Below are 23,194 nucleotides of genomic sequence, written 5' to 3' on the forward strand. Positions count from 1 at the left end.
GCAATAAACTTTCCCTATTTAAATACTGAAGGATCTGGATCATCTGATAATTATCTTAAACAAGGTCCTGTTTCTCAATGCCTAACAACTTCTTAACCTCTTCGCCGTTTAATACTTCTTTTTCAAGCAAAGCATTTGAAAGAATCTTTAATTTATCGTTATTCGCCAATAAAATTTCTTTGGATTTTACATAAGAGTCATCTACTATCTTTTTAACTTCCTCATCAATGAGCCGCGCTGTATCGTCGCTGTAATTCCTTTCTTCCATAAGGTCGCGCCCTAAGAAAACCAAACCTTCTCTTTTGCCTAATGTCATGTGGCCTAACTTTTCAGACATCCCGAACTGAGTTACCATGCGCCGGGCCATTTGCGTTGCCATCTCTAAATCGTTCTGGGCTCCGGTAGTAACTTCACTTAAGTTTATTTCTTCTGAAGCACGGCCCCCTAACATCATAGTAATTTCGGCCATTAACTCTCTCTTGGTCCAATAATGCCTATCCTCCAGAGGAGGGGTAAAAGTATACCCTCCAGCAAGGCCTCTTGGGATAATAGAAACTTTTTTAAGAGGATTTACTTCGGGCAGCAAAAGAGATAACAAAGCATGCCCTGATTCGTGAAGAGAGGTGATTTCTTTCTCTTTCTTAGACATAATGTGGCTCTTTTTTTCCGGACCCATCAAGACTCTTTCAACAGACTTCTCAAATTCTATAATCTCTACAGAATCCTTATTGTGCCTTGCCGCAAGAAGGGCGGCTTCATTACAAAGATTAGCCAAATCAGCACCGGAAAAGCCCGGTGTCTGAGCAGCTATTGACCTTAAATCTACAGTAGGCCCAAGCTTGATTTTCCTAGTATGAACCTTGAGGATTTCTTCTCTTCCTTTTATATCAGGCAGGTTTACAATGATATTACGGTCAAATCTTCCCGGCCTAAGCAATGCCGGATCTAATGTGTCAGGGCGATTTGTTGCTGCGATAAGTATTAAACCTTGCTGTGCATCAAACCCATCCATCTCAACCAAAAGTGCATTCAAAGTCTGTTCGCGCTCATCATGGCCGCCGCCAATACCGGAAAAACGAAGCCTTCCAACTGCATCAATTTCATCAATAAAAATAATTGCCCCTTTACCGGAAACTTTTCCAGCACGCCTTCCTTGTTCAAATAAATCTCTCACCCTGCTTGCGCCAACTCCCACAAACATCTCCACAAAATCAGAACCAGAGATACTAAAGAATGGGACGCCTGCTTCACCGGCGACTGCTCGGGCAATTAAAGTTTTTCCACAGCCGGGAGGCCCAACCAACAAAACTCCTTTAGGAATTTTTCCGCCCAAACGCTGAAATTTCTTAGGGTCTTTTAAAAACTCAATGACTTCCTTGAGTTCCTCTTTTGCCTCATCAACTCCCGCAACATCGTTAAAAGTAGCTTTTTCAGTCTCGCCTTGTATTTTCGGCCTGACTTTCCCAAAACTTAAAATCCTGCTTCCAAGCTGTTCGCCACGGGCAGCCATCATCCACCAGAAAAATATCAAGAGCAAAATTGGCCCTAAATTAAATAACAAACTCATCCAGAAAGTCCGTGGAGGTTTAACTTCAAAACTCTTCAGGTTCTGACGCATTAAACTCAGTAAATCTTTATCATCATTTGGAATATGTAAAAAGAATTTCTGTGAACTTGTAAATTCGCCCTGAAGTATAGTCTCAGTCATAGTTACGGACTTAATCTTGGAAGGATCGTTTTTTAAGGTATCATAAAAAGCACTATAGCTAATCTCCTTAGGAATTTCTGAAACCGGGACATTAATAAAACGCATCAACAAGAAGAAAAGCAAGATAGGCAATATCCAATTGAAAGGAAGCTTTTTGAGGAATTTATTATTCTTAAACTTAGAATGATTTTTTGTCATATTTTCCTTTAGTTTTTTGTTTATTTTATCGGTTTTTAGAACGTAATTGAGATTTTTATTATATACTTAACTATTACTAAAATCAAGTATTTATTAGCGATTTTTTAGATAAAACTGGAGGGAATTCCTCTTCTTAGCTACTGAAACGCCTTTTGGAAGGTCAACTATAGAATTTAATGGCCTGTTCAAAATCAAATCCTCTATTTCTTTAATATGGCCGAATGTAATTCTGCGGGTATCCCCTTTAATTTGCGCAATTGCATTACGTAAAACAAGCCTTTGCAAGGCTGGATGGAGCCTAAGGAACTTTCTTAATTGAATATTCCCGTTTAACACCTTCATCTTCTTCTTGGCAGAAAAACTTAAATAATCATAGTCTAAAGAAACGCTCTGAGCTAAACTTGCAAGCACATCTTTAATATTTTTATTGTAATATTTCTTTAATAAAACCAAAAGCTTATTCCTGATTTTATTCCTGAAATAAATATCCTCAAAATTAGTCTCGTCAATCCGTGCCTTAATCCTTCTTTTCTTTAAGAAAGACTCAATATCTTTACGCTTCACCTCAATAAGAGGCCGGACTATTGAAAAGCCATAAATTTCCCGCTTGGCTGATATGCCTCCCAACCCATACAAACCGGTCCCTCTTAAAATACGCATAAGCACTGTTTCCGCCTGATCGTCCAAATTATGTCCTAATGCAATTTTACGGGCTTTGATTTTCTTTGCAACTTTAAATAAAAAATCCAAACGGGAATTCCTGGCATTTTCTTCAATTGAGCCACTTTTAAGGATATCCTTGCTTTTTGCCTTTGTTATGGTTACCGGGATGTTTAAATCCTCGGCAATATTCCTCACAAAATCCGCATCCTTAGAAGAATTTTTTCTTAAATTATGGTCAAAATGAGCAATATGCAAACTTAAGCCAAATTCATTCTTTAGTTTGTTTAAGATTAAAAGCAAAGTTAGAGAATCAGGCCCCCCGGAAACTCCAATTAATACCTTGTCTTTTTTTGCAAAAAGGCCATATCTTCTGATCGTGTTTTTTACTTGGTCTATAATCATTTATTATCAGATTCCAGTGTTAATACGCGAATGCTTAATTTCCGGCTTGGTAGATTCTGAATGCTTAGAAAATGCCCCTTTTTTCTTTTTGCAGTGGTGCAGATCACAAGCCTGTTTTTTGCTTGGTCCAAATGCTTTTCTACCTTTAGACATACATTCTCCTTTCTGATTTGATACTTTTATGATTTTACCACACACAGAAGATGTTTAACACTAATTTCTGCTAATAAATTTACTAACTTTTTAATTTTGTTAGTGATATAATACTCCTACAAGGAGGTAACATGAAAATACTTTTTATTTTAATAATATTTCTTTCAATCTTTCCTTTTATCAGCTCTGCAGAAATTATTATTAATACAACCAGCCCCACAGATGATCCAAGCGTAAACAGTAGCTTCTCTGATTTAGTCTACCGTGATTATTCTACGGGCCAAAGGATTGCTTTTGATAAACTAGTATTAATCAAAAACCTAAAAGACAAAACTTATCTTTTAGGTTTTATTGTTGACGAGAGCTCAAAATTCACAATAAAATCGGTTGAAGCAAAATTTCCAACCACAACTTACCAATTAGCATTCTTGGGAAATTCTTTTGAAAATGCGATTAAAGGCGATACCATAACTAGTAAGGCTGGTTTTGATTTTACCGCAGCAACTTCAACACTTCTTCTTTCAGACAACCTTAAATTGACTTTAAAAACCAAAGAAGCTGGAAATCTTACCTTTATTTTACCTAAAGATATACTCCTGGAATGGAAAAACTTAGTTAGAGATTATTAAATAAAAATAAATAAAAGGGACGGTTCTATTTTATTCAAAGAATTAGGATTAAAAAATAGAACCGTCCCTTTTATTTCCAAGACCAGACTTAAACAATCATACGCCACTATCTATTGAGAATTAGTGGCGGCGACTGGATTTAAACCAGTGACAAATCGGGTATGAGCCGACTACTCTATCAGGCTGAGTTACGCCGCCAAATCTATAAAAATAACTTAATTATCTTCTTTCCTTGAAATTTTTGAGCTTACGTTGATATCTATTCAACCCTAGCTTCAAAAATTATCAAGGATAAATTCGCACAATAAGTTATGTCGCAAAACTTTAATTTAAGGCTCCATAACTTATGTGCTCATTTAAGTTACGCCGCCAAAAAAATTACTTATTCCTCTTCTTGTCGTTACTGCAGAAACAATCGAAATGAATTCCCGCTATTAACTGGGATTATAAAGTTTAACACAAAAACCGTAAAATACAAGAAGACTCTTTTAAGAAGAATAAAACTTGAACAATAACAAAAATAACCCAATCAAAGCTCTAATGACTCTAAACGTCTGATAAGATGCCTTCTTGTCCTTACATAGGAATAAAGAAAATAAGCCGTCGAAAAAAAGCCATAACCCAATCAGTTTTAGCGCTATATTCACAGCTTCCTCTCCTCTTTTTTCTGTTCCGAACTCTTGAGACTAATAATCTTAATATCTCCATGGATAGTCTCAGATACCGGCCTTGATAAATTAAGCATATCATTAGTTACATCTACAATCCGTTTGCAATTATTTTTTACTTGCTCAATTCTTTCTTTAGCAGCAGGAGATAAACCGCTTTTCTCAAAATCATCTTTTAAGAGTTCAAGATTCCCCTGAATGATAAACAGCGGATTACTGATTTCATGGCTCAAAGTAAGAACAGTTTCCGTAACTGCAGCAAGTTTGTTCTTTTTTATTAATTCATCCTGCAAAACTATAATCTTGTGGTTATAATCAAAAAGGCTATTGATTAGATTTTGCAGGCTTTCCCTGCCAGTAACTACCCCCATAAGGAAAACAGTTGTAGCTGTAAGTATAATACCCCAAACGTCGGTAGTAAACTTTTCAAAAGTACCGATTTTATTAATAAGAAGATACAAGAAAACCAGAAAGGGTATTACCCCTATAAGGCAAATTGTATTAGCATAATCCCTACCAGTCCTTTTTTTTAATTGGATTACTTCCATGGCGGCTCCTTATTTTATTATTTTCCGGATAAAAATAATATAACCTATAGCTATGGCGTTTAGGCAAGCAAGCACCACAACACCTGCAGCTATATCTTTTACCAATTTAATTTTAATATGGAACTTTTCTGTAATGGTATCCATTAGAAGCTCAATTGCAGTATTAAATATCTCCGCCATAAAAACAAGCGTTATAGTTATACAAAGAGCTATCAATTCAATCCCCTTAAGTTTAAAATAAATCCCTGCTAAAAAAGCCAGGATTCCGAAAATAAAAATTAACCGCATATTGTGATGGTATAAAAATAAATAAATAATGCCTTGCAAAGCAATTCTTAAACTTGTAAAGAAACCCTTTACCTTAAAAACATTCCTAAAGAAACTGTCCTTAGCCATACTTAACGCCTCCTATAGGCTTCAAGAAAAGAGTCGCAATAAATATTTTTATTAAGCAACAGCTCCGCCGTGATTACCGAATCCATCAATTCTTTGTCAAGAGGATCTAAAATTGCCGCGTCTAACCCGGAAGCAACTGCCATAGTCAAAAAAGTCCGATTAATAAGATTCCTTGCAATCGTACCCTGTGAAACATTGCTCAATCCAATAATAGTTTTAGGGCTTGGGTCAGAAATAATCTTAAATTCGTGGATTGAATCTAAAATATCCTTCATCTGGGCTTGAGCGACGTTAACCGGCATAACTATAGGGTCAATATACAGGTCCTCGATAGGAAAACCCTTATCTGAACAAGTTGCGACAATAGTAGCTGCCAACTCAAGGCGCTGATCCTTGTTTTGAGGAATCCCTTTTGAGCTTATAGTTAAACCAATAAGTTTAGCATTATACTTTTTCGCAAGGGGAATCAAAACTTCCATTTTTTCAATATCTGCAGTTGTAGAATTAATTATAACTTTGTTCTTCGCAATTCTTAAACCAGCTTCTATAACAAGAGGCTTGCTTGAATCTAAACAAAGCGGTTTATCAGTTACTTCTTGAATAACTTCAACGAGCCAAGGCAAATCCTGAACCGGCTGTTTTGAGGCAGGGCCGCAATTAATATCCAAAACATCGCTGCCTGAATTAACCTGATCCAAGGCACATTTTTGTATAACTGATTTATCTTTTTCTTTTATCGCCTTTGCGATATTTTGATACATCCCGTTAATTAATTCCCCGATAATAAGCATACAGCTACCTCTTTGTATTTATGAATAAATTATCCAAATACATATTAACTTTTTCAATTGCTTTAGGATGGCGCATAACTAAAATATCTGCCCCAGCCTGGATAAGAGCGGTGGCAGTAATAATTTCCCAAGCGATTCCCCGTTCTGACTCCATCCCCCAAGAAGGGAATTCCGCATGGCTGACCTTAGCTTCTTTAGCTCTCCATGATTCTTGGGCAACGAAACAAATAAATGGGTTAGCAACAGTTTTATCTCCTGACAAAGCCGCAAGGCGGGCTCTTTCCATTATTGAATACGCGTATTCTAAACCATAACCCAATGCCCCTATCGTCGGATTAATCACAATCCGGTCCAGTGGCAAACCCATGTCGGAAATAAGGATATTTAATTGCTTGGCAATATTAATATCAATGGGAGACTCTGCTATAATACTATGCCCATCAGCTAATACGCTTGCGGCAATCGTTTTATAATTATCCTGCACAGCAGAACCAATTAAGCATTTCTCTCCCTTTGCCGCTTCAGAACAAGCCGGTAAAATGATATTATCCTTGGCATCATCTCCGCAGCCTAAAATAATCAGAGGAACCCCGACTTTTTTTAATAGGCTGGAAATCAATTTTGCTTCCGAATCAGCCGGCTTATTTCCAAAATCAGGATGCGCTGCCTGCAACCTAACGCATAGCGCCTTAGCTTTATACTCTTTAACACATTTATCAGCCCAGGCTAAAGGGTCAGAAAATACATCTTTATAGGGCTTTACTAATTCATCCGGCCAATCGCTGGGGGCAGAATCCCAGATCTCAAAGACAACCTGAGGCTTATTAGGTATTGCACCCTCCTCAAACAAAAACGGCAATGCCTTCTCTCCCCCGACGGTTAAAGTATTTTCTCTTGTCCCTCCGCTAGCCTTATTAGCTCCAATACTTAACGTATAAACTTCCCCTGCCCAATTTTCCAACATTAGCTGACTTGCCATATACTTTCTCCTATTCTCCGCAGCGTATCTAAACTTATGCCTTTATCATTTAAATCCATCAACGAACAACCATTAATACAAATTTTCTCAATTTCTTTATCTTGAGGAATAGAACCGAGATAATTTAGCCCTAAATCCTGAATCTTCCCCGAATCTATCATATCGTTATAACAGTTTACAATCAAAAATGATTTTTTAATCTTGATCTCTAAATCTTTAGTTAAATCCTTTATCCTTTTTGCAGCCTTAAGTCCAACCACAGAAGCATTTGATACAATTACAAGTGCATCCGCTGACCGGGTTGTCCTTCTGGAAAGATGTTCAAGGCCTGCCTCATTATCAATAATAATAAAATCGTAATCATTGATCAGCTTTCCCATAATATTTCTCAAAGAATTATTCACATAGCAGTAACATCCGGGGCCTTCAGGCTTGCCCATTGTAAGAAGATCAAATCCATCAGCTTCAACTATTGCTGTTTGTACTTGAAATTCAATAAACCTGTCTTTTGGCATTCCGCTGGGGATTTTTTCAGGATGGGCTGAAATGCCATCAAGAATATTCCCTATCGTTGCCTTTACTTCAAGCCCAAGGCTTTCCGCCAGATTACTATTCGGGTCAGCATCAATCGCCAAAACAGAACCTAATTTCTTTTCTTTGATTATCCTGACAATTAAAGCAGCAATGGTAGTTTTTCCTACTCCACCCTTTCCTGCCATTGCAATAACATAACCCATAGCCTAAAATCTAACCGAAGAAAACTTTGTTAAATCCGTATGCGGAAAAAACAATGCTGCCATATATTCATCCATATAACACGGATCAACCGATAACTCAAAATAAGTGATTTTCTTGGCAATCTCATCGGCAATCTTAATTGCTTCACTGGAAAGGAGCATCATACGAGAGCCTGCCAAAGAGCTATTCCCGATAAAGAAAAACCGTTTTCTATCAATATCCGGCAATAGGCCAATTTCAACCGCTGATTCTATATTTAGAGAAGTGCCAAACCCCCCAGCAATAAAGATTTTTTTTACGTCTTTAAAATCAAATCCCATATGTTTGACTAAAATTGATGTCGCGGAATAAATCGCAGCTTTAGCACGTTTCAGATTGTCAATATCAGCTTCAGTGATTACTATATCCTGCGTTGAATTTGCCTCCTCTTTAAAAACGAGGATAAATTCCTTTCCCATTTCAACGTTACGAACGCGCTTATGATTGCTGACGTTAATCCTTCCGTTTTTATCAATAATTCCTGCCTTAAGCATCTGAGGAATTGCTGAAATATACCCCGAGCCACAAATCCCGCGTGGTTTTTCATCAGCAATTGTCTCAACTTTTACCTCAAGATTTTTTGGGTTAATTGTTACATTTTGAATTGCGCCATGGCTTGCCCTCATGCCACAAGTTACTCCGCTTCCTTCAAACGCAGGCCCCGCAGAAGCAGCGCAAGCAACCAAGAAATCATTATTACCCAGGCAGATTTCACCGTTTGTGCCGATATCAATCAAGATGCTTAAATCCTTTTCTTTATAAACTCCACTTGAAAGAACACCTGCAGTTGTGTCTCCTCCGACGTAACTGGCCACTCCGGGAACACATGACAATAAACCTCTTGGATTTATATTAATCCCTGCTTCTTGCGCGCGAATCGTTGGAATAAAATTTGCCGTAGGAACATACGGCTCTTTCCTGATATAAGTCGGGTCAACACCCAACAAAAGATGGATCATAGTGGTATTTCCCGCACAGATTATACAAGTAGCATCATTTAAATCAATTTTATGCTCTGTAATTAATTCCGTAATAATTTCGTTCATTGTATCGGTAACAGCATCATGCAATTTTGCCAATCCGTCTTCTTCTTTTGCATAAATAATACGCGTAATCACATCAGAGCCAAAACTTGCCTGCTTATTATAAGCAGCTTTAGTCCCTAACACTTTTTTATCGTTTAAATTAACCAGTTGCCCGGAAATCGTGGTTGTCCCTATATCAAAAGCAAGGCCAAAATTTTTTAAAGACGTATCCCCCGGCTCAATCAAAACAATTTCAACAGAATCATTTCTTTTCCCCAGTGTTACAGTAACCTTCCAGTTTGAATCACGTAATAGCTCCCCAAGCTGTTTAATATTTGAAAGCCCTGTTTGAGAAACGGACAGTTTCTTCTTCTTCTGGATTTCGCTATACAACCTTTCCAGGTCACTGACTCTATCTTCTAAGTTTGGCTCAGGAAGTTCTAAATAAGCCTTTGTCGCAAGTGGAGAATGCTCAAATAATTCTCCCCCTAAAATAAACTTAATCGGCTCAATTTCCTCTGCTTCAGAGTAAAGCCCTTTAAGCCTTGCTTCCAATTCTTGAGGAGATAATTTCTCTAAACTTTGACGTGATTCCGGGGGAACTTCAACCTCTAAGTCGCTATGGATTGTGGTTAGGCAAGCCAAATAAATATGCCTTCTTTTTTCTTCAAGGCTTAAGACTCCGGAAGATTGAGTTGAAACATTGCCTTTCTTTAATACAACCTTACACCTTCCGCAAACCCCATCTCCCCCGCAGGCAGAATTAATATGAACCCCTGCCGAAATTGCCGCTGAAAGTATAGTTTTGTCCTTTTCAACCTCTACAGTTTTGTTATCAGGATAAAACGTAACTTTAAATTTTTCCATTTTACAGATTTTTTAGAAAACTTGGGATTCCAGCTGCTTCCTTGGGGCCAACGATAACATTTAAACCACAAGCCTCCTCCAATTCTCCGCTTAAAACAGCAACATATCCGGGAATGATAATTTTCTTATGGGTTACAGCTTCTTTAACGCCAAATTTATCAATTGATTGGCTGATCTTCTCTGGCGTAAACTTTTCCGCCGCCCAGGCAGTCAAAACAGACATGCCTTCAGTATCAACGCTTAAGATATAAGACGGAATTTTACTCGCCTCTACTTCGCCAAGCACAGTATAATAGCTAAGAGAAAAGTTAGTGGTAATCAACACAGGTGATTTATCATTAGCAGCGCCTATAGGATAAAGTTTTGGCTCTATCTGTAAAGGCTTTTGCGGGTCAGTATAGATATTTTGCCGCAAAGTCAGGAGAGAAAGTGTTTGCCAGGAATCAATTCCTTTTAACAAAACAATCCCGGCGTATTTTGAGATATAAGTCGCAGCCTCCATCGCTTCCTCAAATGGGTCAGTATTCTCAACAATCGTTAAAAGCGGGTAGCCCAAAGAACGATTAGACTTTTTTAAAGCCTGTCTCCTAACCTGGGTAAGGTCCCATAATTTTTCTGAAATTGGTTTTACTTCGGTATCAATCACTAAATCGCTAATGCCTTGCTTGGCTAATTCTTGAGTTAAAACAGACACCTCTTCTAAATTCGGAGCAGAAACCACCAATGCTGATTTATACTCTTTTGCCAAAAGCCCGATTTCAGAAAGATTGCCTTTAACCGCACGGTAAATTAAGGGATTCTTCCCTTTTAAAATTTCAAGAGCCTGCTTTAAAGCTGATAAATCATTACTCATCAATACAAGAGGAAGATTGATATTGCTTGTTACAATCTTTAACACATCAATAAATCTTTTTGCGTCGGTATTTTGCTTGAGGGCAATAAGATTAACATTCAACTGCTGTCCGACCCTTTCAAACGCAAGCTCTTTGATTTTTGAAAGTTTCTTCTTAATCTCATCATCCTTAATGTTATCTTCTATAATAAAACCGATTCCGCAAGGATTCCTGAACTTCTCTTCGTGCCGGAACATTACTGTTTCATTCCCAATATCTATTTTGGTTTCACCGGTTCCAATACTAATTAATTTTATTGGAGGCTGAGCTGACGCTTCCAAAGCATCCTTAGCCTCTTTGCTTAAATATGGGCATTTTTCAATCGCCACAGCTTTCTTTGCCAACTGCATGGCAAAGGCAAGGCAAGTAGCAAAGCCACATTCACGGCAATTGGTTTTTGGTAATAACTTATAGATGTCAAGTCCTGAAAGCGCCATTTTTACTCTCCGGTTAGATTAAATAAATTTAGTGGGTTGGATTTAAATAATTCCTTCGCAAAATTCTCAGAAACCTTGTGTCCTTTTATTTTATTCAGCTGTTCAATCAAGCCTTCCTTTAAACTTATTTCAATATTTCTCTTACTATCTAAATTCTTAAATAGAATACGGATTCTTTTCCCATCAATCTTCTGGATATTTCCTTTGCCATACGTAGCCCCGCTTGAAAGCTGCAAGCCGTCAATAAGGCAAGATTTAGGCCTTTGATTTGCCCCCCAAACCAAAACATCCAAACCAAAATACTTTTTGCACTTTAATTTCTTTAACGCAATATTTCCGGCCATAAGCCCTAAAACAAGATATGGGCCCAAGTGGCCATGGAATTTAACAGCTTCCTTAAGAGTTATCCTATTGTTGTTCATTTTAAGCTTTATCCTTTATTAATTAGGCTGGCTAGATAACCGGCACCAAAACCATTATCGATATTTACAACTGCCACACCCGGAGAACAACTGTTTAACATTGTTAGTAGTGCTGACAGGCCACCAAAACTTGCTCCATACCCACAGCTTGTTGGAACGCTCACCACAGGACAACTCACCAAACCGCTTACCAAGCTTGCCAAAGCCCCTTCCATCCCTGCTACAATTACAATAACTTTGGCCTTACGTAAAACATCCATATGGTGCATTAATCTATGCACCCCGGCAACTCCAACATCAAAAAGCCTTACTACCAGATTACCCATTATTTCCAAAGTAACAACTGCCTCTTGAGCTACTGGAATATCAGATGTACCGGCAGACATAACCACAACTAAACCTTTTTTTAAGTTCTTACCATGATTATAAAATCCGAGCTTTGCTAAAGAATCGTACTTAAGGCAGGTAATTGATTTCTTAAGATAAGTAAAAGTGCTTTTATCTAATCTGGTAAGAAGAAGGTCCTGCTTATTCTTAAGCAGTTCCTTACAGATTGATTTAATATTTTCTTTTGTTTTTCCGGGGCAATATACAACTTCCGGAAAACCTTTACGCTTTTGCCTGTCTATATCTACCTTAGCAAAACCAAGGTCAGAGAAACCATGCCGAGAAACCATTGTTTATTTATCCCCGGAAAATAATAAAAAGCAAAACAAGAACTATCAGGGTGGATAATATATAAAAATCGTTAAAATAAATAAAATCACTAAATTTATCGCTAAAGGAATATTCTACCTCTTTTTCGCTCTTTGGCGAATGCATACGGCCTTGCCTCTGAAAAGAAGTTACTTGTTCCCGCTTAAAACGAAGGTACACTCCCCCAATTTTATACGCCGGGATAGAACCCTTTTCAGCCAACTCCATTACATCCTTCTCAGAAACGCCTAAGATTAAAGAAACATCTCTTACAGTCAAAAGTTTTTCTTCTGCCATTTTGATTTACCTTACTTGATGATATTATTTTTCAATTTTTCCCGAAGCAACCCAACTGTCAATTGCTTTTCTTTCAAATCTCCAGTCGCTTCCTTCTTTACTACCGGGCATTCTTCCTGAATTAGCCCACTCCATGATTGAATTAAGGTCAACTTCCAAATACCGCGCTAATTCTTCCGAATTCATCAGGTCATGAAGCATTAAACATTTACCTTCGAGTATCGCTCCCTCTGCAACATTCAATTTAGCAGGACAGATATCTCCTTCAACAAGAGCGGAAGGCAAAAGCGTTAATCTTTCTTTAGCTACTATCTTTCCTTTAACTTTGCCTCCAATAATGATATTATCTCCGACGATATCAGCAAACACTGTTGCGGTATTCCCGATTGTCAAATTACCTTTAGTCTCTAAATTTCCTTCAAATTTACCATTTATGCGCAGGTTGACCGGGTCCTTAAAAACCAAACTTCCCTGCATAGAAGCATCAACATCTAAAGTCTTTTCTTCAACTTTCTTTTTACTAAACGCCATAGCTAACCTCCTTTTTTAGGAGTTGTGTTCGTGTTTATCTTCACTAAAAACTCTTTTCTCAAAATGCCTAAACAAAAATAACACTATCAAAGAAATTACAGTAGCCACAAAACTTGCGCGAATAAAACCCACTCCAACCGCAAGCCCTATTGCAGAAGCCACCCATAAACTTGCCGCCGTAGTTAATCCACGGACACCCTCTGTATCTCTCATTATAGTGCCAGCACCTAAGAAACCGATACCAGTGATAACTCCAGCAGCTATACGGGAAGGGTCTGCCTTATCTTTATATATATCAAAAACATATAAAGATGTCAACATTATAAGACAAGAGCCCATTGTTACTAAAATATGCGTCCTGAGCCCTGCGTTTCTACGCTTAAATTGACGCTCCAAACCAATAAGCCCACCGAGAAAAACCGATAAAAGCAACCTCAATATAATCTGATAATCTGATAACATAAGTCTTCCTCCGCTAATTTAGTTCTGCGTTTAAATATAAACCAGATTTATGCCCTTTTTTATATAAACGATAGCCAAAACCGGCAACCATAGCCGCATTATCCATACAAAGCAATTTAGGAGGGAAAAAACATTTAACGCCCTGTGCCTTCGCCGACTCAAAGAATTTATTTCTAAGACGGTTATTCGCAGCAACGCCACCTCCAATAACCAGCGTTTTTATTTTTTTAACCTTACAGGCTAAAAAAGCTTTGCTTATCAATGAATCAATAACAGTTTCCTGAAAAGACGCGGCAATATCTAATTCTTGATCTTTATGTTTCTGATAATAATACAATACCGCGGTTTTGATCCCGCTAAAACTAAAATTTAAAGGCTTTTTAGTCCCTGAACAACGGAATTTAATATTCTTTGGGTTTCCCTTTTGCGCAATTTTTTCAATAATCGGCCCCCCGGGATAGCCTAAACCCAAAATCTTTGCTACTTTATCAAAAGCCTCTCCACAGGCATCATCCTGAGTTTCTCCTAGAATCTCAATTTTATCAAAATCTTTTACATAAAATAAGCTGGTATGCCCTCCGGAGACAACCAAAGCAATAAATGGAAGCTTAATATTTTCCCCATTTAAAAAGTTAGCATAGATATGGCTATGCACATGGTTAACCCCAAGCAAAGGCCTCCCAAGGCTCATACTAACTGACTTTGCAAAGGTTATCCCTATTAAAAGCGAACCTAAAAGCCCTGGAGTATTTGTTACGCTTATTAAATCAATATCCTTTAAGCTAACCCCGGACTCCTCTATTGCGCAATTGGCGACTTTAGCAATTGTTTCCAGTTGCGCCCTAAAAGCAATCTCAGGAACAATGCCCCCGTATTTCTTATGCTCTTTTAAACTAGAATATACTATATTAGATAAAATCTTTCTGCCTTCCGAAACAACAGAAACAGAAGTTTCATCGCACGAAGACTCAATACCTAAAGTATACATTTATTAATTCCTTTTTAAATCCGAAACAAAAACAAATTTAAATCCTTCTTTTGCCATCTCAGGCATCGAAGCCTTTAAAACTTCCAAAGTAACCTTACGGTCATGGCCGATACCGATTGCTTTTCCTTGCGCCATAGCCTTGATTTTAAGTTTATAAAGCTGCTTTTTTATATATTCGGCTTCTTCAATATTATCCAAAAAGATATCCCTCTTAGCAAAGCTCAAACCAATTTTTTTAGCCATTGCAGGGCAAACTGATTTTCCTGTAACATAGCTATCCAAAAAATACAAATGCCTTTTCTTTAAATCGCTCATGACAATTTCCGTTGTTTTTGCATCCTCTGTAGCTAATGAACCCATATGATTAGAAACACCTTTTGCATAACCTATGCTTGCTAAATCCTTATCTAGCACATCCAAGATTTTTTCTTTTGAAGAATTAACCATTATAGTATTTTTCTCAAGCCTAACCTTTTCATGCGGCTGCATAGGAAGATGCAAAATAACCTCAAAACCACAGCTGTTTAATTCTTCGGCTATTTGTTTTGTAAAAGCAAGATTAGGCAAAACTGCGCCTGTAATAGGATATTTAAATTCTTTCAAAATATGAGCATTATTTAAATTATAACCCCAATCATCAATTACAATCGCAATTTTACCTTTAAAAACAACCGGTTTTACTTCTTTAGGCTTAGCAATCTCCTTGGGCTTTTGCCTACTGGTCAACAAAGAAATACCCAGCATAAAAATAATACCAATCAAGACTACAATTGTAATTTTGTATTTTTTATCTTTTTCCATAAAAACCTACTGCTTCTTATTATTTTCTTTATATAACTTAAGTGCTTTTAAAATATCAACCGCGCGCATAAGCTGATTATCCAAATGATAATCGTAACCAGAGATATTTTTATCCTTGCCTTCCTTCTCTTTTTCTTTCTTTTCAATTTCCTCAAAAACATCCTGAGGCTTTACCAATTTTTCATCTTTATCATCGGCAAGTTCAATTTTGCCAGCCTCAACAATAATATCAGGGACAACTCCTTTTCCATGGATAATCTTACCTGAAGGAGTAAAATATTTGCTTGTCGTAAGCCTTAAAGCCGAACCATCGCCCAAGGGGACAACTGTTTGGACAGAACCTTTTCCGAAAGATGTCTTTCCGACAATAATCGCACGCTTATAATCCTGAAGGCAACCGGCAACAATTTCACTTCCTGAAGCAGAGCCTTCATTAATCAATACAATCATAGGGATTCCTGTTATTGGCTTTGCAACCCTTGAATAGAATTTCATATCCTGATCAGGTTTGCGCCCTTTTGTATATACAATCAACTTCCCTTTTTCAACAAACTCACCGGAAACATTAACCGCAACATCCAGAAGCCCTCCGGGATTGTTGCGCAGATCAAGGATTAATGCATTCATTCCTTCTTTAGATAATTTTTCTAAAGCTGCCTTGATATCCCTTGCGGTGTTCTCTCTAAACTCAATTAAGCGGATATATCCAATCCCGTCTTCAAGAATCTTAGCCTCTTTTATATCCCTAATCTTAATTACATCCCGCACAATCCTGATTTCTAAAAGCTTCTTCTCCGATTCTCTTAAAATTGTCAAGACGACTGCTTCCCCCGGCTTTCCGCGCATTTTTTTTACTGCTTCAGTTAAAGTAAGGTCCCGGGTCAAATCCTTATTAATCTTAACAATCCTATCTCCTGCTTTAATGCCAGCTTTCCAGGCAGGAGTATCTTCAATGGGGGTAACGACTGTCAGTAAGCCGTCTTTAATTGTTATTTCAATCCCCAACCCTCCAAACTTTCCTTCTGTATCAACTTTTAATTCATTATAAGTATCCGGATCCATAAACTGGCTATGCGCATCCAAAGAAGCAAGCATTCCCTTTAAAGCGCCGTATATAAGGTCTTTTGGTTTTGTTTCATCAACATAATCGGATTGTATAAGCGCTAACGAATCGGCAAATAATTCAACCTGACGGTATAATTCATCTTTTTTCTTTTTCTCAGTAGCTGACAAAGCAAAGGAATAAAAAGAAAAAGACAAAACTAAAATCAAAGCAATAAAACAAAAAAGTTTCTTACGCATTATCCATCCTCCGTTTTAACATATCAGGCACGACTTTAGGATTGGCTTTCCCTTTTGTTTTCTTCATTACTTGGCCTACCAGAAACATCAAAGCATTAGCCTTACCTTGCTTAAAATCATCCACCGATTTCTTGTTTTCTCTGATAACCTCATCAATAGTGCTTTCAAGGCTGCCCATATCAGAAATCTGAAATAAATTTTTGTCCTGAATAATTTTTGAGGATGGCGTTCCCGAAGAAATTGATTCGCTGAAAACCGCCTTTGCGGTAAGGTTTGAAATCTTGCCTTCCTCAACAAACTTAATTAAATTAATAAACTCTTCATCCCCTCCGGGGATATTAAGATCTTCCGGGTTGCAATTCAAATTATTCGCCTCCTGAAACAAAGGCCCGGTTGACCAATTTACTACTATCTTCTTATCCTTACCCGGATATAAATTCATACGTTTTTCTGTTATATCGGCAAATTTTTTAAAAGCGGTTACTACCTTCGCATCATATTCAGATAAACCGTATTCTTTTATAAAACGCGCGCTTTTCTCTTTCGGTAGTTCAGGTATAGTTTTCCGGATAGCTTCTACTAAATCACTCTCAATAACAAAAGCAGTTAAATCCGGCTCGGGAAAATAACGGTAGTCTTTTGCTTCTTCTTTAGTGCGCATTGGAACTGTGCATAAAGACTTAGTATCCCAAGCCATAGTCTGCTGAATAATCTTTTCACCATTTTCTAAGGCTTCAATCTGCCGCTTTATCTCATAATCAAGAGCGTCTCGCACCCCCTTAAAGGAGTTCATGTTTTTTAATTCTGTCTTTGTCCCTAATTTTGTTTCACCCTTTTTTCTAACTGAAACATTAGCATCGCAACGCAATGAGCCTTTCTCCATATCGCAGTCGGAAACTTCCAGATATTCAAGAATGCTTTTTAGCAAGCTTAAATATTCATATGCTTCCTGCGGAGAATGGATATCGGGTTCGCTAACTATTTCTAAAAGAGGAATTCCAGTGCGATTGAAATCAACCAAACTCACATTGTCTTTATGAATCAATTTCCCAGCATCTTCCTCCAGATGAGCGCGGGTTATCCCGATACGCACAGGCTTTCCCTCAACATCTATATCCAAAAAGCCACCGCTTGAAATCGGCTGGTCATACTGAGAAATCTGATAGTCCTTCGGCAGGTCAGGATAAAAATAATTCTTTCTGTCAAACTTTGTATGTTTCTGAATCTTGCAATTTAATGCTAAGCCAACCTTAATCGCAAATTCAAAAGCTTTTTTGTTTAAAACCGGAAGTGTCCCCGGAAACCCGAGGCAAATTGGGCAAACCTGCGTATTAGGTTTTGCTCCAAATTCCGTTGAGCAGCCGCAAAAAGCTTTCGTCTGAGTTTTTAAGTGAGTGTGAACTTCTAAACCAATAACCGGTTCATATTCCATTATTATAAATTTAACTTTGGCTTCTGTTTATACCACGAAGCACTTTGTTCATAATTAAAACCTACCCTGAGAAGCATCTCTTCATCAAAAGCCTTTCCTAGAATTTGCAGGCCAACCGGAAGATTATTCTTGGTAAAACCGCAAGGAACTGAAATTGCAGGAATCCCTGCAAGATTAGCCGAAATAGTATATATATCCGAAAGGTACATCTTAAGAGGGTCTTCCATTTTTTCTCCGATTTTAAAAGCTTCTGTCGGGGAAGTAGGAGTAATAATACAATCGAACTCCTTGAAAACAGCGTCAAAATCCTGCTTAATCAGGTTGCGCACTTTTAAAGCGCGCAAATAATAAGCATCATAGTAACCATGGGAAAGAGCAAAAGTCCCCAATATAATCCTTCTTTTAGCCTCCTGGCCAAAACCAATGCCGCGAGTCTTCATATACATCTCAATTAAAGATTCTGTCTTCTCGCGAAAGCCATACTGCACACCATCAAACCTCGCTAAGTTTGAACTTGCTTCAGCTGTAGCAACAATATAGTAAACCGCAACTGCGTATTCTGTATGCGGAAGGCTTACCTCTTTAAACTGCGCTCCTTTTGCTTTTAAAGAATTAATTGCCTCATCCAAAACACTCTTTACACTTGGGTCAAGCCCTTCAATAAAGTATTCCTTAGGAAGAGCTATCTTCAAACCTTTGATATCTTTTCCTAAAGATTTGGTATAATCAGGCACATCAATATTAGCTGATGTAGAATCAAACGGATCATGCCCGGAAATCACATTCATCAGTAAAGCAGAATCTTGAACGTCCTTAGTTAAAGGGCCAATCTGGTCAAGGCTGGAAGCAAAAGCAATTAAGCCATACCGGGAAACTCTTCCGTAAGTCGGCTTAAGGCCGACGACCCCGCAAAAAGAAGCCGGCTGACGGATAGAACCACCTGTATCAGAACCTAAAGCCATGATTGCTTCATCCGCAGCCACAGCTGCAGCAGATCCTCCTGAAGAACCTCCCGGGACACAACCTAGATTCCAAGGATTACTAGTCGGCCCAAAATGGGAATTTTCAGTAGAGGAGCCGAAAGCAAACTCATCCATATTCGTTTTGGCAGGCAAGATTACCGCACCGGCGCCTTTTAGCTTATTAATTACCGTTGCGTCATATGGAGGCTTAAAAGACTCTAAAATTTTTGAACAGCATTCGGTATTGAAACCTTCGGTACAAATATTATCTTTAATTGAAACAGGTATGCCTTTAAGGCACCCTTCGCCTGATGATTTAGGAGGATTAGAATCCAAAACACCGCTATCTAACCTTACATAAGCATGGACTTTTTCATCCGATTCTTTAATCCTGTCTGTTAACGAACGCAGGATTTCCCCGGAAGTTAGTTGATTATTAGATAATTTATCTCGTAGCTCGTGAGCAGTTAGTTTAAAATATTCCATTTTAATAGAAATTATTCAATTACTTTCGGCACAATAAAGAAATTACCATCTTTAGATGGTGCGTTCATCAAAGCCTTTTCGCTTGGGATAGATTCACGAAGAAGATCTTCTCTTAACACATTGGTAATTGGCAAGATATGGCTCATCGGGCTGACTGATTCGGTATCCAGCTTACTAAGCTGATCAATGAAATTTAAAATGCCCTGCAACTGGCTTGATAGCTTCTCAAGCTCATTTTGCGTAAGCTCTAAACGCGCCAAATGTGCAACTTTTTCTACTGTTTCTTTTGTTATTGACATAGACGTATTTTCCTCAAATTTAAGGTTTTATAATAACAAACTTTGCCTAAAAAGTCAACCAGATAAGATTTTTATAGACAAAATCCGTAAAGCATGTAAAATATTCTAACTAAGCAAGGAATTCAAAAACATGCATAAAAGCATTAAAAACAAACAACCAAATTACAAATTAACTAAAAACGGCGAATTTATTATTGATAACTACAACCACGCAAAGCCGTTTGCTAATTTCTTCCCCGGGATTGCCGGAAAATATGGCATACCGATGTGGGCTTTTTATGTAAACCGCGGGCAAGGAATCTGTAGCTTTGGGACTAAAGACAAAGACCATGCAATTTTAGAGTTCTTTCCAGCAAACAAAGCCTGGGCTACTACTTCAATCTTAGGTTTCCGGACATTTATAAAAATCCTACGAGGCAACAATACGCTATTTTACGAGCCATTCCATAATGGAGCAACAAACTTAAATTTTGACCTCTCCAATAGAATGATCATTACTTCTCAAGGCATGTCCTTAGAAGAAACTAACCAAACCTTGGGATTAAAGGTTAAGGTAGAATTTTTTACTATACCAAATGATTCCTACGCTGGCCTAGGCAGAATAATATCAATTCAGAACCTAAAGAAAACCCCAATTAATATGCAGATTCTAGACGGCCTACCGCAGATACAGCCGTTTGGAATGAATAGCTGGCTTGTCAAAGAAATGAGCCGTACTATAGAAGCATGGATGAATGTAGAAAATTTAGAAAACAAGGCTCCTTTTTTTAGGCTTGCGGTTGACCCACAAGACAGGCCGGAAGTAATTCACATAAAAGAAGGAAATTTTTATTTAGGCTACTATCATGATGGCAAAAATACCAAAATCATAAAACCTATAGTTAATCCATATCATATCTTTGGTGAAATTACCGACTTCTCTTTCCCAAAAGAATTCTTAAAAACAAAGAAATTTGGCTATCCAAAGAATGAATTTGCAAATGGGATAACCCCCTGTGCATTCTCTCTATTTGATATTAACCTATCCTCAAACAAAACAATTGTGTTTAACTCAATAGCTGGTTACATGCGTAGCGTGGAAGCTTTAAACAAATCAATAGATAGGTTATCTACCCTTGAATACCTGACAAACAAAAAAGAAGAAAACAGAAACATAATTAATGAGCTAAAGAATGACATCATAACCAACTCAGACTCAAATGAATTCAATCATTACGTTACGCAAACTTACCTTGATAATATTATGCGCGGAGGATATCCTTTAGTCTTTGAATCTAAAAATCAGAAATCGGTCTTCTATCTTTACTCCCGCAAGCATGGAGACTTAGAAAGGGATTACAATAGGTTCCAACTGCAACCAACGTATTTTTCTCAAGGAAATGGTAATTATCGTGACGTAAACCAAAATAGGCGCATGGACGTATGGTTCAATCCTGAAGTTAAAGATGAAATTTTAATTAACCTAATTAATCTTCTGCAAACTGACGGGTTCAATCCCTTAGTAGTAAAAGGGCTGAATTTTGTATTAACCAACCCTGAAACTTTAAAATCAAAATTATCTAGGATTATTTCTGAAACTACCAAGATAGACTCTTTAATCTCTTTTCTAAAAAAGCCTTTTTCTCCCGGAGACGTTATACTTTTCTTAGAAGACCATTCAATCAAGATTGCTTCTTCTTATGATGAGTTGTTAAACACTATTATATCCTCCTCATCCAAAATCAATGAAGCTGAGCATGGCGAAGGTTTTTGGACTGACCACTGGACATACAACTTGGATCTTATAGAGAATTATTTGAAAGTCTACCCGGAAGATTTATGTAATATTATTTTTGACAAGCGTGTTTTTACCTTCTTTGATAACACTGAAACAGTCAAGCACCGCTCTGAAAAATATGTCCTTTACAATGGGCTTCCAAGGCAATTACATTCAGTGGGGCTTGATATTGCAAAAAAAGATTTGATTAAAAAACGCTCCACACTTGCCCATGTAGTAAGAAGCAATTTCGGGGAAGGAGAAATTTACGAAACGACGCTTATCAATAAACTACTGTGCTTAGCAGTAAACAAACTCTCTTCAATAGATCCTTTTGGGATAGGCATTGAAATGGAAGCCAATAAACCAAACTGGTATGACTCTTTAAATGGCCTTCCTGCCCTCTTTGGATCTTCCAGCTGCGAAACTTTTGAATTAAAGAGGCTTTGTGAATTCTTAAAAGAAGCCCTTGCTAAAACAAACCACAAGAAGATTACTATCACTGAAGAGATTTATCATTTCTTAAACTCGCTAAATAAATTACTTGAAGACTATCTAACAAGCAATGGGACAGACAAAGACCTTATCTATTGGGATAAAAGCAATACTTTAAAAGAAAGCTACAGAGATAGCACTAAACTGGGGCTTAGCGGGGCTGAATTAGACATTAGCTCTGATGAATTACTCCGCTTTCTTAACAATTCAATCACTAAACTTAATTCGGGCCTTAAAAAAGCGTTTGATAAAAGTGAGCAGATGTATTACTCGTATTTTATCAATGAGGTTACTGAGTTTGATACAATAAAAGATAACTCTATAAAGCCTAAGAAATTTAAACAAATTAAATTGCCTTTCTTTTTAGAATCCCAAGTCCATGCATTAAGGACTTTGGACGACAAAACTTCAATAACAAACCTATCAAAAGCCGTATCCAAAGGAAGCCTTTTTGATAAGAAATTGAAGCATTATAAAGTTAACAGCCCTTTAAAAGAAATGCCTGAAGAAATTGGAAGAACAAGGATATTTACACCCGGCTGGCTTGAAAATGAATCTATATGGATGCACATGGAATATAAATATCTTCTCGAGCTGTTAAAAAAAGGACTGTTCGAAGATTTTTACCGGGATTTCAAGAATGTACTAATCCCCTTCCAATCCCCTAAAAGATACGGCAGGAGCATTTTAGAGAATTCCTCATTTATTGTTAGCAGCGCTTATCCAGACAAAAACTTACATGGTAACGGTTTTGTTGCCAGGCTTTCAGGCTCAACTGCAGAATTTCTTCAGATATGGCTCATCATGAATACGGGGTTAAATCCCTTCTTTCTTAATGAAAAAGGTGAGCTAAATTTACGATTTTCTCCGATACTAGCCGGATGGTTATTTGACAAGAAAAATAGGACATATACTTTTAATTTTTTAAGTAAAGTTAAAGTTTGCTACCATAACTTAAAAAAGAAGGACACATTTGGGATTAATGCAGCAAAGATTAAAAAGATTATCTTTATTGATCAGAAAGAAACCTTGGTAGAATTGAATACTAATGTTATTCCCGCCCCCTATGCCAATCAAATAAGAAAGCGCCAAATCCAGAAAATAGATATTTATTTAGATTAAAATCAAAAA

23 protein-coding genes and 1 tRNA gene are annotated in these 23,194 nt (G+C 37.5%); 2 read left to right on the top strand and 22 right to left on the bottom strand.

Going from position 1 to position 23,194, the window contains the following annotated elements; all coding sequences use genetic code 11:
- Positions 1 to 55: 55 nt before the first annotated feature.
- The 3 genes from ftsH to PHO70_02165 all read right to left on the bottom strand — a co-directional run bounded on the left by ftsH (position 56) and on the right by PHO70_02165 (position 3,124).
- A complete protein-coding gene (gene ftsH, locus PHO70_02155; GenBank protein ID MDD5431774.1) occupies positions 56 to 1,906 on the bottom strand; it encodes an ATP-dependent zinc metalloprotease FtsH in 1,851 nt (616 codons plus the stop codon).
- A gap of 93 nt (positions 1,907 to 1,999) precedes the next feature.
- Positions 2,000 to 2,971 carry a tRNA lysidine(34) synthetase TilS gene (tilS, locus tag PHO70_02160; GenBank protein MDD5431775.1) on the bottom strand — a complete coding sequence of 324 codons (972 nt, stop codon included), beginning with the start codon at positions 2,969 to 2,971 and terminating at the stop codon, positions 2,000 to 2,002.
- Positions 2,972 to 2,977: 6 nt separating this feature from the next.
- Complete coding sequence (locus PHO70_02165) at positions 2,978 to 3,124, bottom strand: hypothetical protein (GenBank protein ID MDD5431776.1); 147 nt, start codon at positions 3,122 to 3,124, stop codon at positions 2,978 to 2,980.
- 131 nt (positions 3,125 to 3,255) lie between these two features.
- Here PHO70_02165 and PHO70_02170 point away from each other — a divergent pair, with 131 nt between their 5' ends.
- A complete protein-coding gene (locus tag PHO70_02170; GenBank protein MDD5431777.1) occupies positions 3,256 to 3,753 on the top strand; it encodes a hypothetical protein in 498 nt (165 codons plus the stop codon).
- Positions 3,754 to 3,877: 124 nt separating this feature from the next.
- Here PHO70_02170 and PHO70_02175 read toward each other — a convergent pair.
- From PHO70_02175 to gatC, 19 genes are all read right to left on the bottom strand, one after another.
- Positions 3,878 to 3,951, bottom strand: a tRNA-Met gene (locus tag PHO70_02175).
- 445 nt (positions 3,952 to 4,396) lie between these two features.
- Complete coding sequence (locus PHO70_02180; protein ID MDD5431778.1) at positions 4,397 to 4,969, bottom strand: histidine kinase dimerization/phospho-acceptor domain-containing protein; 573 nt, start codon at positions 4,967 to 4,969, stop codon at positions 4,397 to 4,399.
- A gap of 9 nt (positions 4,970 to 4,978) precedes the next feature.
- On the bottom strand, positions 4,979 to 5,365 hold the full coding sequence (locus tag PHO70_02185) for a diacylglycerol kinase family protein (GenBank protein MDD5431779.1): 387 nt from the start codon (positions 5,363 to 5,365) through the stop codon (positions 4,979 to 4,981).
- 2 nt (positions 5,366 to 5,367) lie between these two features.
- Positions 5,368 to 6,156, bottom strand: coding sequence for a dihydropteroate synthase (locus PHO70_02190; protein ID MDD5431780.1), 789 nt, complete (start codon positions 6,154 to 6,156; stop codon positions 5,368 to 5,370).
- 4 nt (positions 6,157 to 6,160) lie between these two features.
- Entirely contained in the window at positions 6,161 to 7,135 is a 975-nt protein-coding gene (locus PHO70_02195) for an acetyl-CoA decarbonylase/synthase complex subunit delta (protein ID MDD5431781.1), read from the bottom strand.
- Positions 7,120 to 7,872, bottom strand: coding sequence for an AAA family ATPase (locus tag PHO70_02200; GenBank protein MDD5431782.1), 753 nt, complete (start codon positions 7,870 to 7,872; stop codon positions 7,120 to 7,122). The genes PHO70_02195 and PHO70_02200 overlap by 16 nt, the downstream gene beginning before the upstream one ends.
- Positions 7,873 to 7,875: 3 nt before the next feature.
- A complete protein-coding gene (locus tag PHO70_02205; protein ID MDD5431783.1) occupies positions 7,876 to 9,804 on the bottom strand; it encodes an ASKHA domain-containing protein in 1,929 nt (642 codons plus the stop codon).
- A 1-nt stretch (position 9,805) separates the two neighbouring features.
- Positions 9,806 to 11,134: an acetyl-CoA decarbonylase/synthase complex subunit gamma gene (acsC, locus tag PHO70_02210; GenBank protein MDD5431784.1), complete on the bottom strand. Its 1,329-nt coding sequence runs from the start codon at positions 11,132 to 11,134 to the stop codon at positions 9,806 to 9,808.
- 2 nt (positions 11,135 to 11,136) lie between these two features.
- A complete protein-coding gene (locus PHO70_02215) occupies positions 11,137 to 11,556 on the bottom strand; it encodes a formylmethanofuran dehydrogenase subunit E family protein (protein ID MDD5431785.1) in 420 nt (139 codons plus the stop codon).
- 8 nt (positions 11,557 to 11,564) lie between these two features.
- Entirely contained in the window at positions 11,565 to 12,233 is a 669-nt protein-coding gene (gene larB / locus PHO70_02220) for a nickel pincer cofactor biosynthesis protein LarB (GenBank protein ID MDD5431786.1), read from the bottom strand.
- Between the two features lie 7 nt (positions 12,234 to 12,240).
- Complete coding sequence (locus PHO70_02225) at positions 12,241 to 12,549, bottom strand: helix-turn-helix domain-containing protein (protein ID MDD5431787.1); 309 nt, start codon at positions 12,547 to 12,549, stop codon at positions 12,241 to 12,243.
- 24 nt (positions 12,550 to 12,573) lie between these two features.
- Positions 12,574 to 13,080, bottom strand: a complete 507-nt coding sequence (locus PHO70_02230; protein MDD5431788.1) for a polymer-forming cytoskeletal protein — start codon at positions 13,078 to 13,080, stop codon at positions 12,574 to 12,576.
- Between the two features lie 15 nt (positions 13,081 to 13,095).
- Positions 13,096 to 13,542, bottom strand: a complete 447-nt coding sequence (locus PHO70_02235; protein MDD5431789.1) for an MgtC/SapB family protein — start codon at positions 13,540 to 13,542, stop codon at positions 13,096 to 13,098.
- 13 nt (positions 13,543 to 13,555) lie between these two features.
- Positions 13,556 to 14,530: a tRNA (adenosine(37)-N6)-threonylcarbamoyltransferase complex transferase subunit TsaD gene (gene tsaD / locus PHO70_02240; protein ID MDD5431790.1), complete on the bottom strand. Its 975-nt coding sequence runs from the start codon at positions 14,528 to 14,530 to the stop codon at positions 13,556 to 13,558.
- Positions 14,531 to 14,533: 3 nt separating this feature from the next.
- Positions 14,534 to 15,331: a divergent polysaccharide deacetylase family protein gene (locus PHO70_02245; GenBank protein ID MDD5431791.1), complete on the bottom strand. Its 798-nt coding sequence runs from the start codon at positions 15,329 to 15,331 to the stop codon at positions 14,534 to 14,536.
- 6 nt (positions 15,332 to 15,337) lie between these two features.
- A complete protein-coding gene (locus PHO70_02250) occupies positions 15,338 to 16,633 on the bottom strand; it encodes a S41 family peptidase (protein MDD5431792.1) in 1,296 nt (431 codons plus the stop codon).
- Positions 16,626 to 18,065, bottom strand: a complete 1,440-nt coding sequence (gatB, locus tag PHO70_02255; protein MDD5431793.1) for an Asp-tRNA(Asn)/Glu-tRNA(Gln) amidotransferase subunit GatB — start codon at positions 18,063 to 18,065, stop codon at positions 16,626 to 16,628. The genes PHO70_02250 and gatB overlap by 8 nt, the downstream gene beginning before the upstream one ends.
- Before the next feature lie 2 nt (positions 18,066 to 18,067).
- On the bottom strand, positions 18,068 to 19,513 hold the full coding sequence (gatA, locus tag PHO70_02260; protein MDD5431794.1) for an Asp-tRNA(Asn)/Glu-tRNA(Gln) amidotransferase subunit GatA: 1,446 nt from the start codon (positions 19,511 to 19,513) through the stop codon (positions 18,068 to 18,070).
- 11 nt (positions 19,514 to 19,524) lie between these two features.
- Positions 19,525 to 19,812 carry an Asp-tRNA(Asn)/Glu-tRNA(Gln) amidotransferase subunit GatC gene (gene gatC, locus PHO70_02265; protein ID MDD5431795.1) on the bottom strand — a complete coding sequence of 96 codons (288 nt, stop codon included), beginning with the start codon at positions 19,810 to 19,812 and terminating at the stop codon, positions 19,525 to 19,527.
- A 130-nt stretch (positions 19,813 to 19,942) separates the two neighbouring features.
- On the opposite strand from gatC, the gene PHO70_02270 reads away from it, so the two are divergent.
- Positions 19,943 to 23,185, top strand: coding sequence for a cellobiose phosphorylase (locus tag PHO70_02270; protein ID MDD5431796.1), 3,243 nt, complete (start codon positions 19,943 to 19,945; stop codon positions 23,183 to 23,185).
- Positions 23,186 to 23,194 lie beyond the last annotated feature (9 nt).

The organism is Candidatus Omnitrophota bacterium (assembly GCA_028715415.1).
GTDB lineage: Bacteria > Omnitrophota > Gorgyraeia > Gygaellales > Profunditerraquicolaceae > JAQURX01.

Bases quoted from the DNA above. Each gene is read 5' to 3' on its own strand.
- acsC (MDD5431784.1), bottom strand. From the start codon at position 11,134: ATGGCGCTTTCAGGACTTGACATCTATAAGTTATTACCAAAAACCAAT.
- PHO70_02190 (MDD5431780.1), bottom strand. From the start codon at position 6,156: ATGCTTATTATCGGGGAATTAATTAACGGGATGTATCAAAATATCGCA.
- PHO70_02225 (MDD5431787.1), bottom strand. From the start codon at position 12,549: ATGGCAGAAGAAAAACTTTTGACTGTAAGAGATGTTTCTTTAATCTTA.
- ftsH (MDD5431774.1), bottom strand. From the start codon at position 1,906: ATGACAAAAAATCATTCTAAGTTTAAGAATAATAAATTCCTCAAAAAG.
- PHO70_02270 (MDD5431796.1), top strand. From the start codon at position 19,943: ATGCATAAAAGCATTAAAAACAAACAACCAAATTACAAATTAACTAAA.
- PHO70_02235 (MDD5431789.1), bottom strand. From the start codon at position 13,542: ATGTTATCAGATTATCAGATTATATTGAGGTTGCTTTTATCGGTTTTT.
- PHO70_02200 (MDD5431782.1), bottom strand. From the start codon at position 7,872: ATGGGTTATGTTATTGCAATGGCAGGAAAGGGTGGAGTAGGAAAAACT.
- PHO70_02195 (MDD5431781.1), bottom strand. From the start codon at position 7,135: ATGGCAAGTCAGCTAATGTTGGAAAATTGGGCAGGGGAAGTTTATACG.
- PHO70_02185 (MDD5431779.1), bottom strand. From the start codon at position 5,365: ATGGCTAAGGACAGTTTCTTTAGGAATGTTTTTAAGGTAAAGGGTTTC.
- tsaD (MDD5431790.1), bottom strand. From the start codon at position 14,530: ATGTATACTTTAGGTATTGAGTCTTCGTGCGATGAAACTTCTGTTTCT.
- larB (MDD5431786.1), bottom strand. From the start codon at position 12,233: ATGGTTTCTCGGCATGGTTTCTCTGACCTTGGTTTTGCTAAGGTAGAT.
- PHO70_02170 (MDD5431777.1), top strand. From the start codon at position 3,256: ATGAAAATACTTTTTATTTTAATAATATTTCTTTCAATCTTTCCTTTT.
- PHO70_02230 (MDD5431788.1), bottom strand. From the start codon at position 13,080: ATGGCGTTTAGTAAAAAGAAAGTTGAAGAAAAGACTTTAGATGTTGAT.
- PHO70_02165 (MDD5431776.1), bottom strand. From the start codon at position 3,124: ATGTCTAAAGGTAGAAAAGCATTTGGACCAAGCAAAAAACAGGCTTGT.
- PHO70_02245 (MDD5431791.1), bottom strand. From the start codon at position 15,331: ATGGAAAAAGATAAAAAATACAAAATTACAATTGTAGTCTTGATTGGT.
- gatA (MDD5431794.1), bottom strand. From the start codon at position 19,513: ATGGAATATTTTAAACTAACTGCTCACGAGCTACGAGATAAATTATCT.
- gatB (MDD5431793.1), bottom strand. From the start codon at position 18,065: ATGGAATATGAACCGGTTATTGGTTTAGAAGTTCACACTCACTTAAAA.
- tilS (MDD5431775.1), bottom strand. From the start codon at position 2,971: ATGATTATAGACCAAGTAAAAAACACGATCAGAAGATATGGCCTTTTT.
- PHO70_02250 (MDD5431792.1), bottom strand. From the start codon at position 16,633: ATGCGTAAGAAACTTTTTTGTTTTATTGCTTTGATTTTAGTTTTGTCT.
- PHO70_02215 (MDD5431785.1), bottom strand. From the start codon at position 11,556: ATGAACAACAATAGGATAACTCTTAAGGAAGCTGTTAAATTCCATGGC.
- PHO70_02180 (MDD5431778.1), bottom strand. From the start codon at position 4,969: ATGGAAGTAATCCAATTAAAAAAAAGGACTGGTAGGGATTATGCTAAT.
- PHO70_02205 (MDD5431783.1), bottom strand. From the start codon at position 9,804: ATGGAAAAATTTAAAGTTACGTTTTATCCTGATAACAAAACTGTAGAG.
- gatC (MDD5431795.1), bottom strand. From the start codon at position 19,812: ATGTCAATAACAAAAGAAACAGTAGAAAAAGTTGCACATTTGGCGCGT.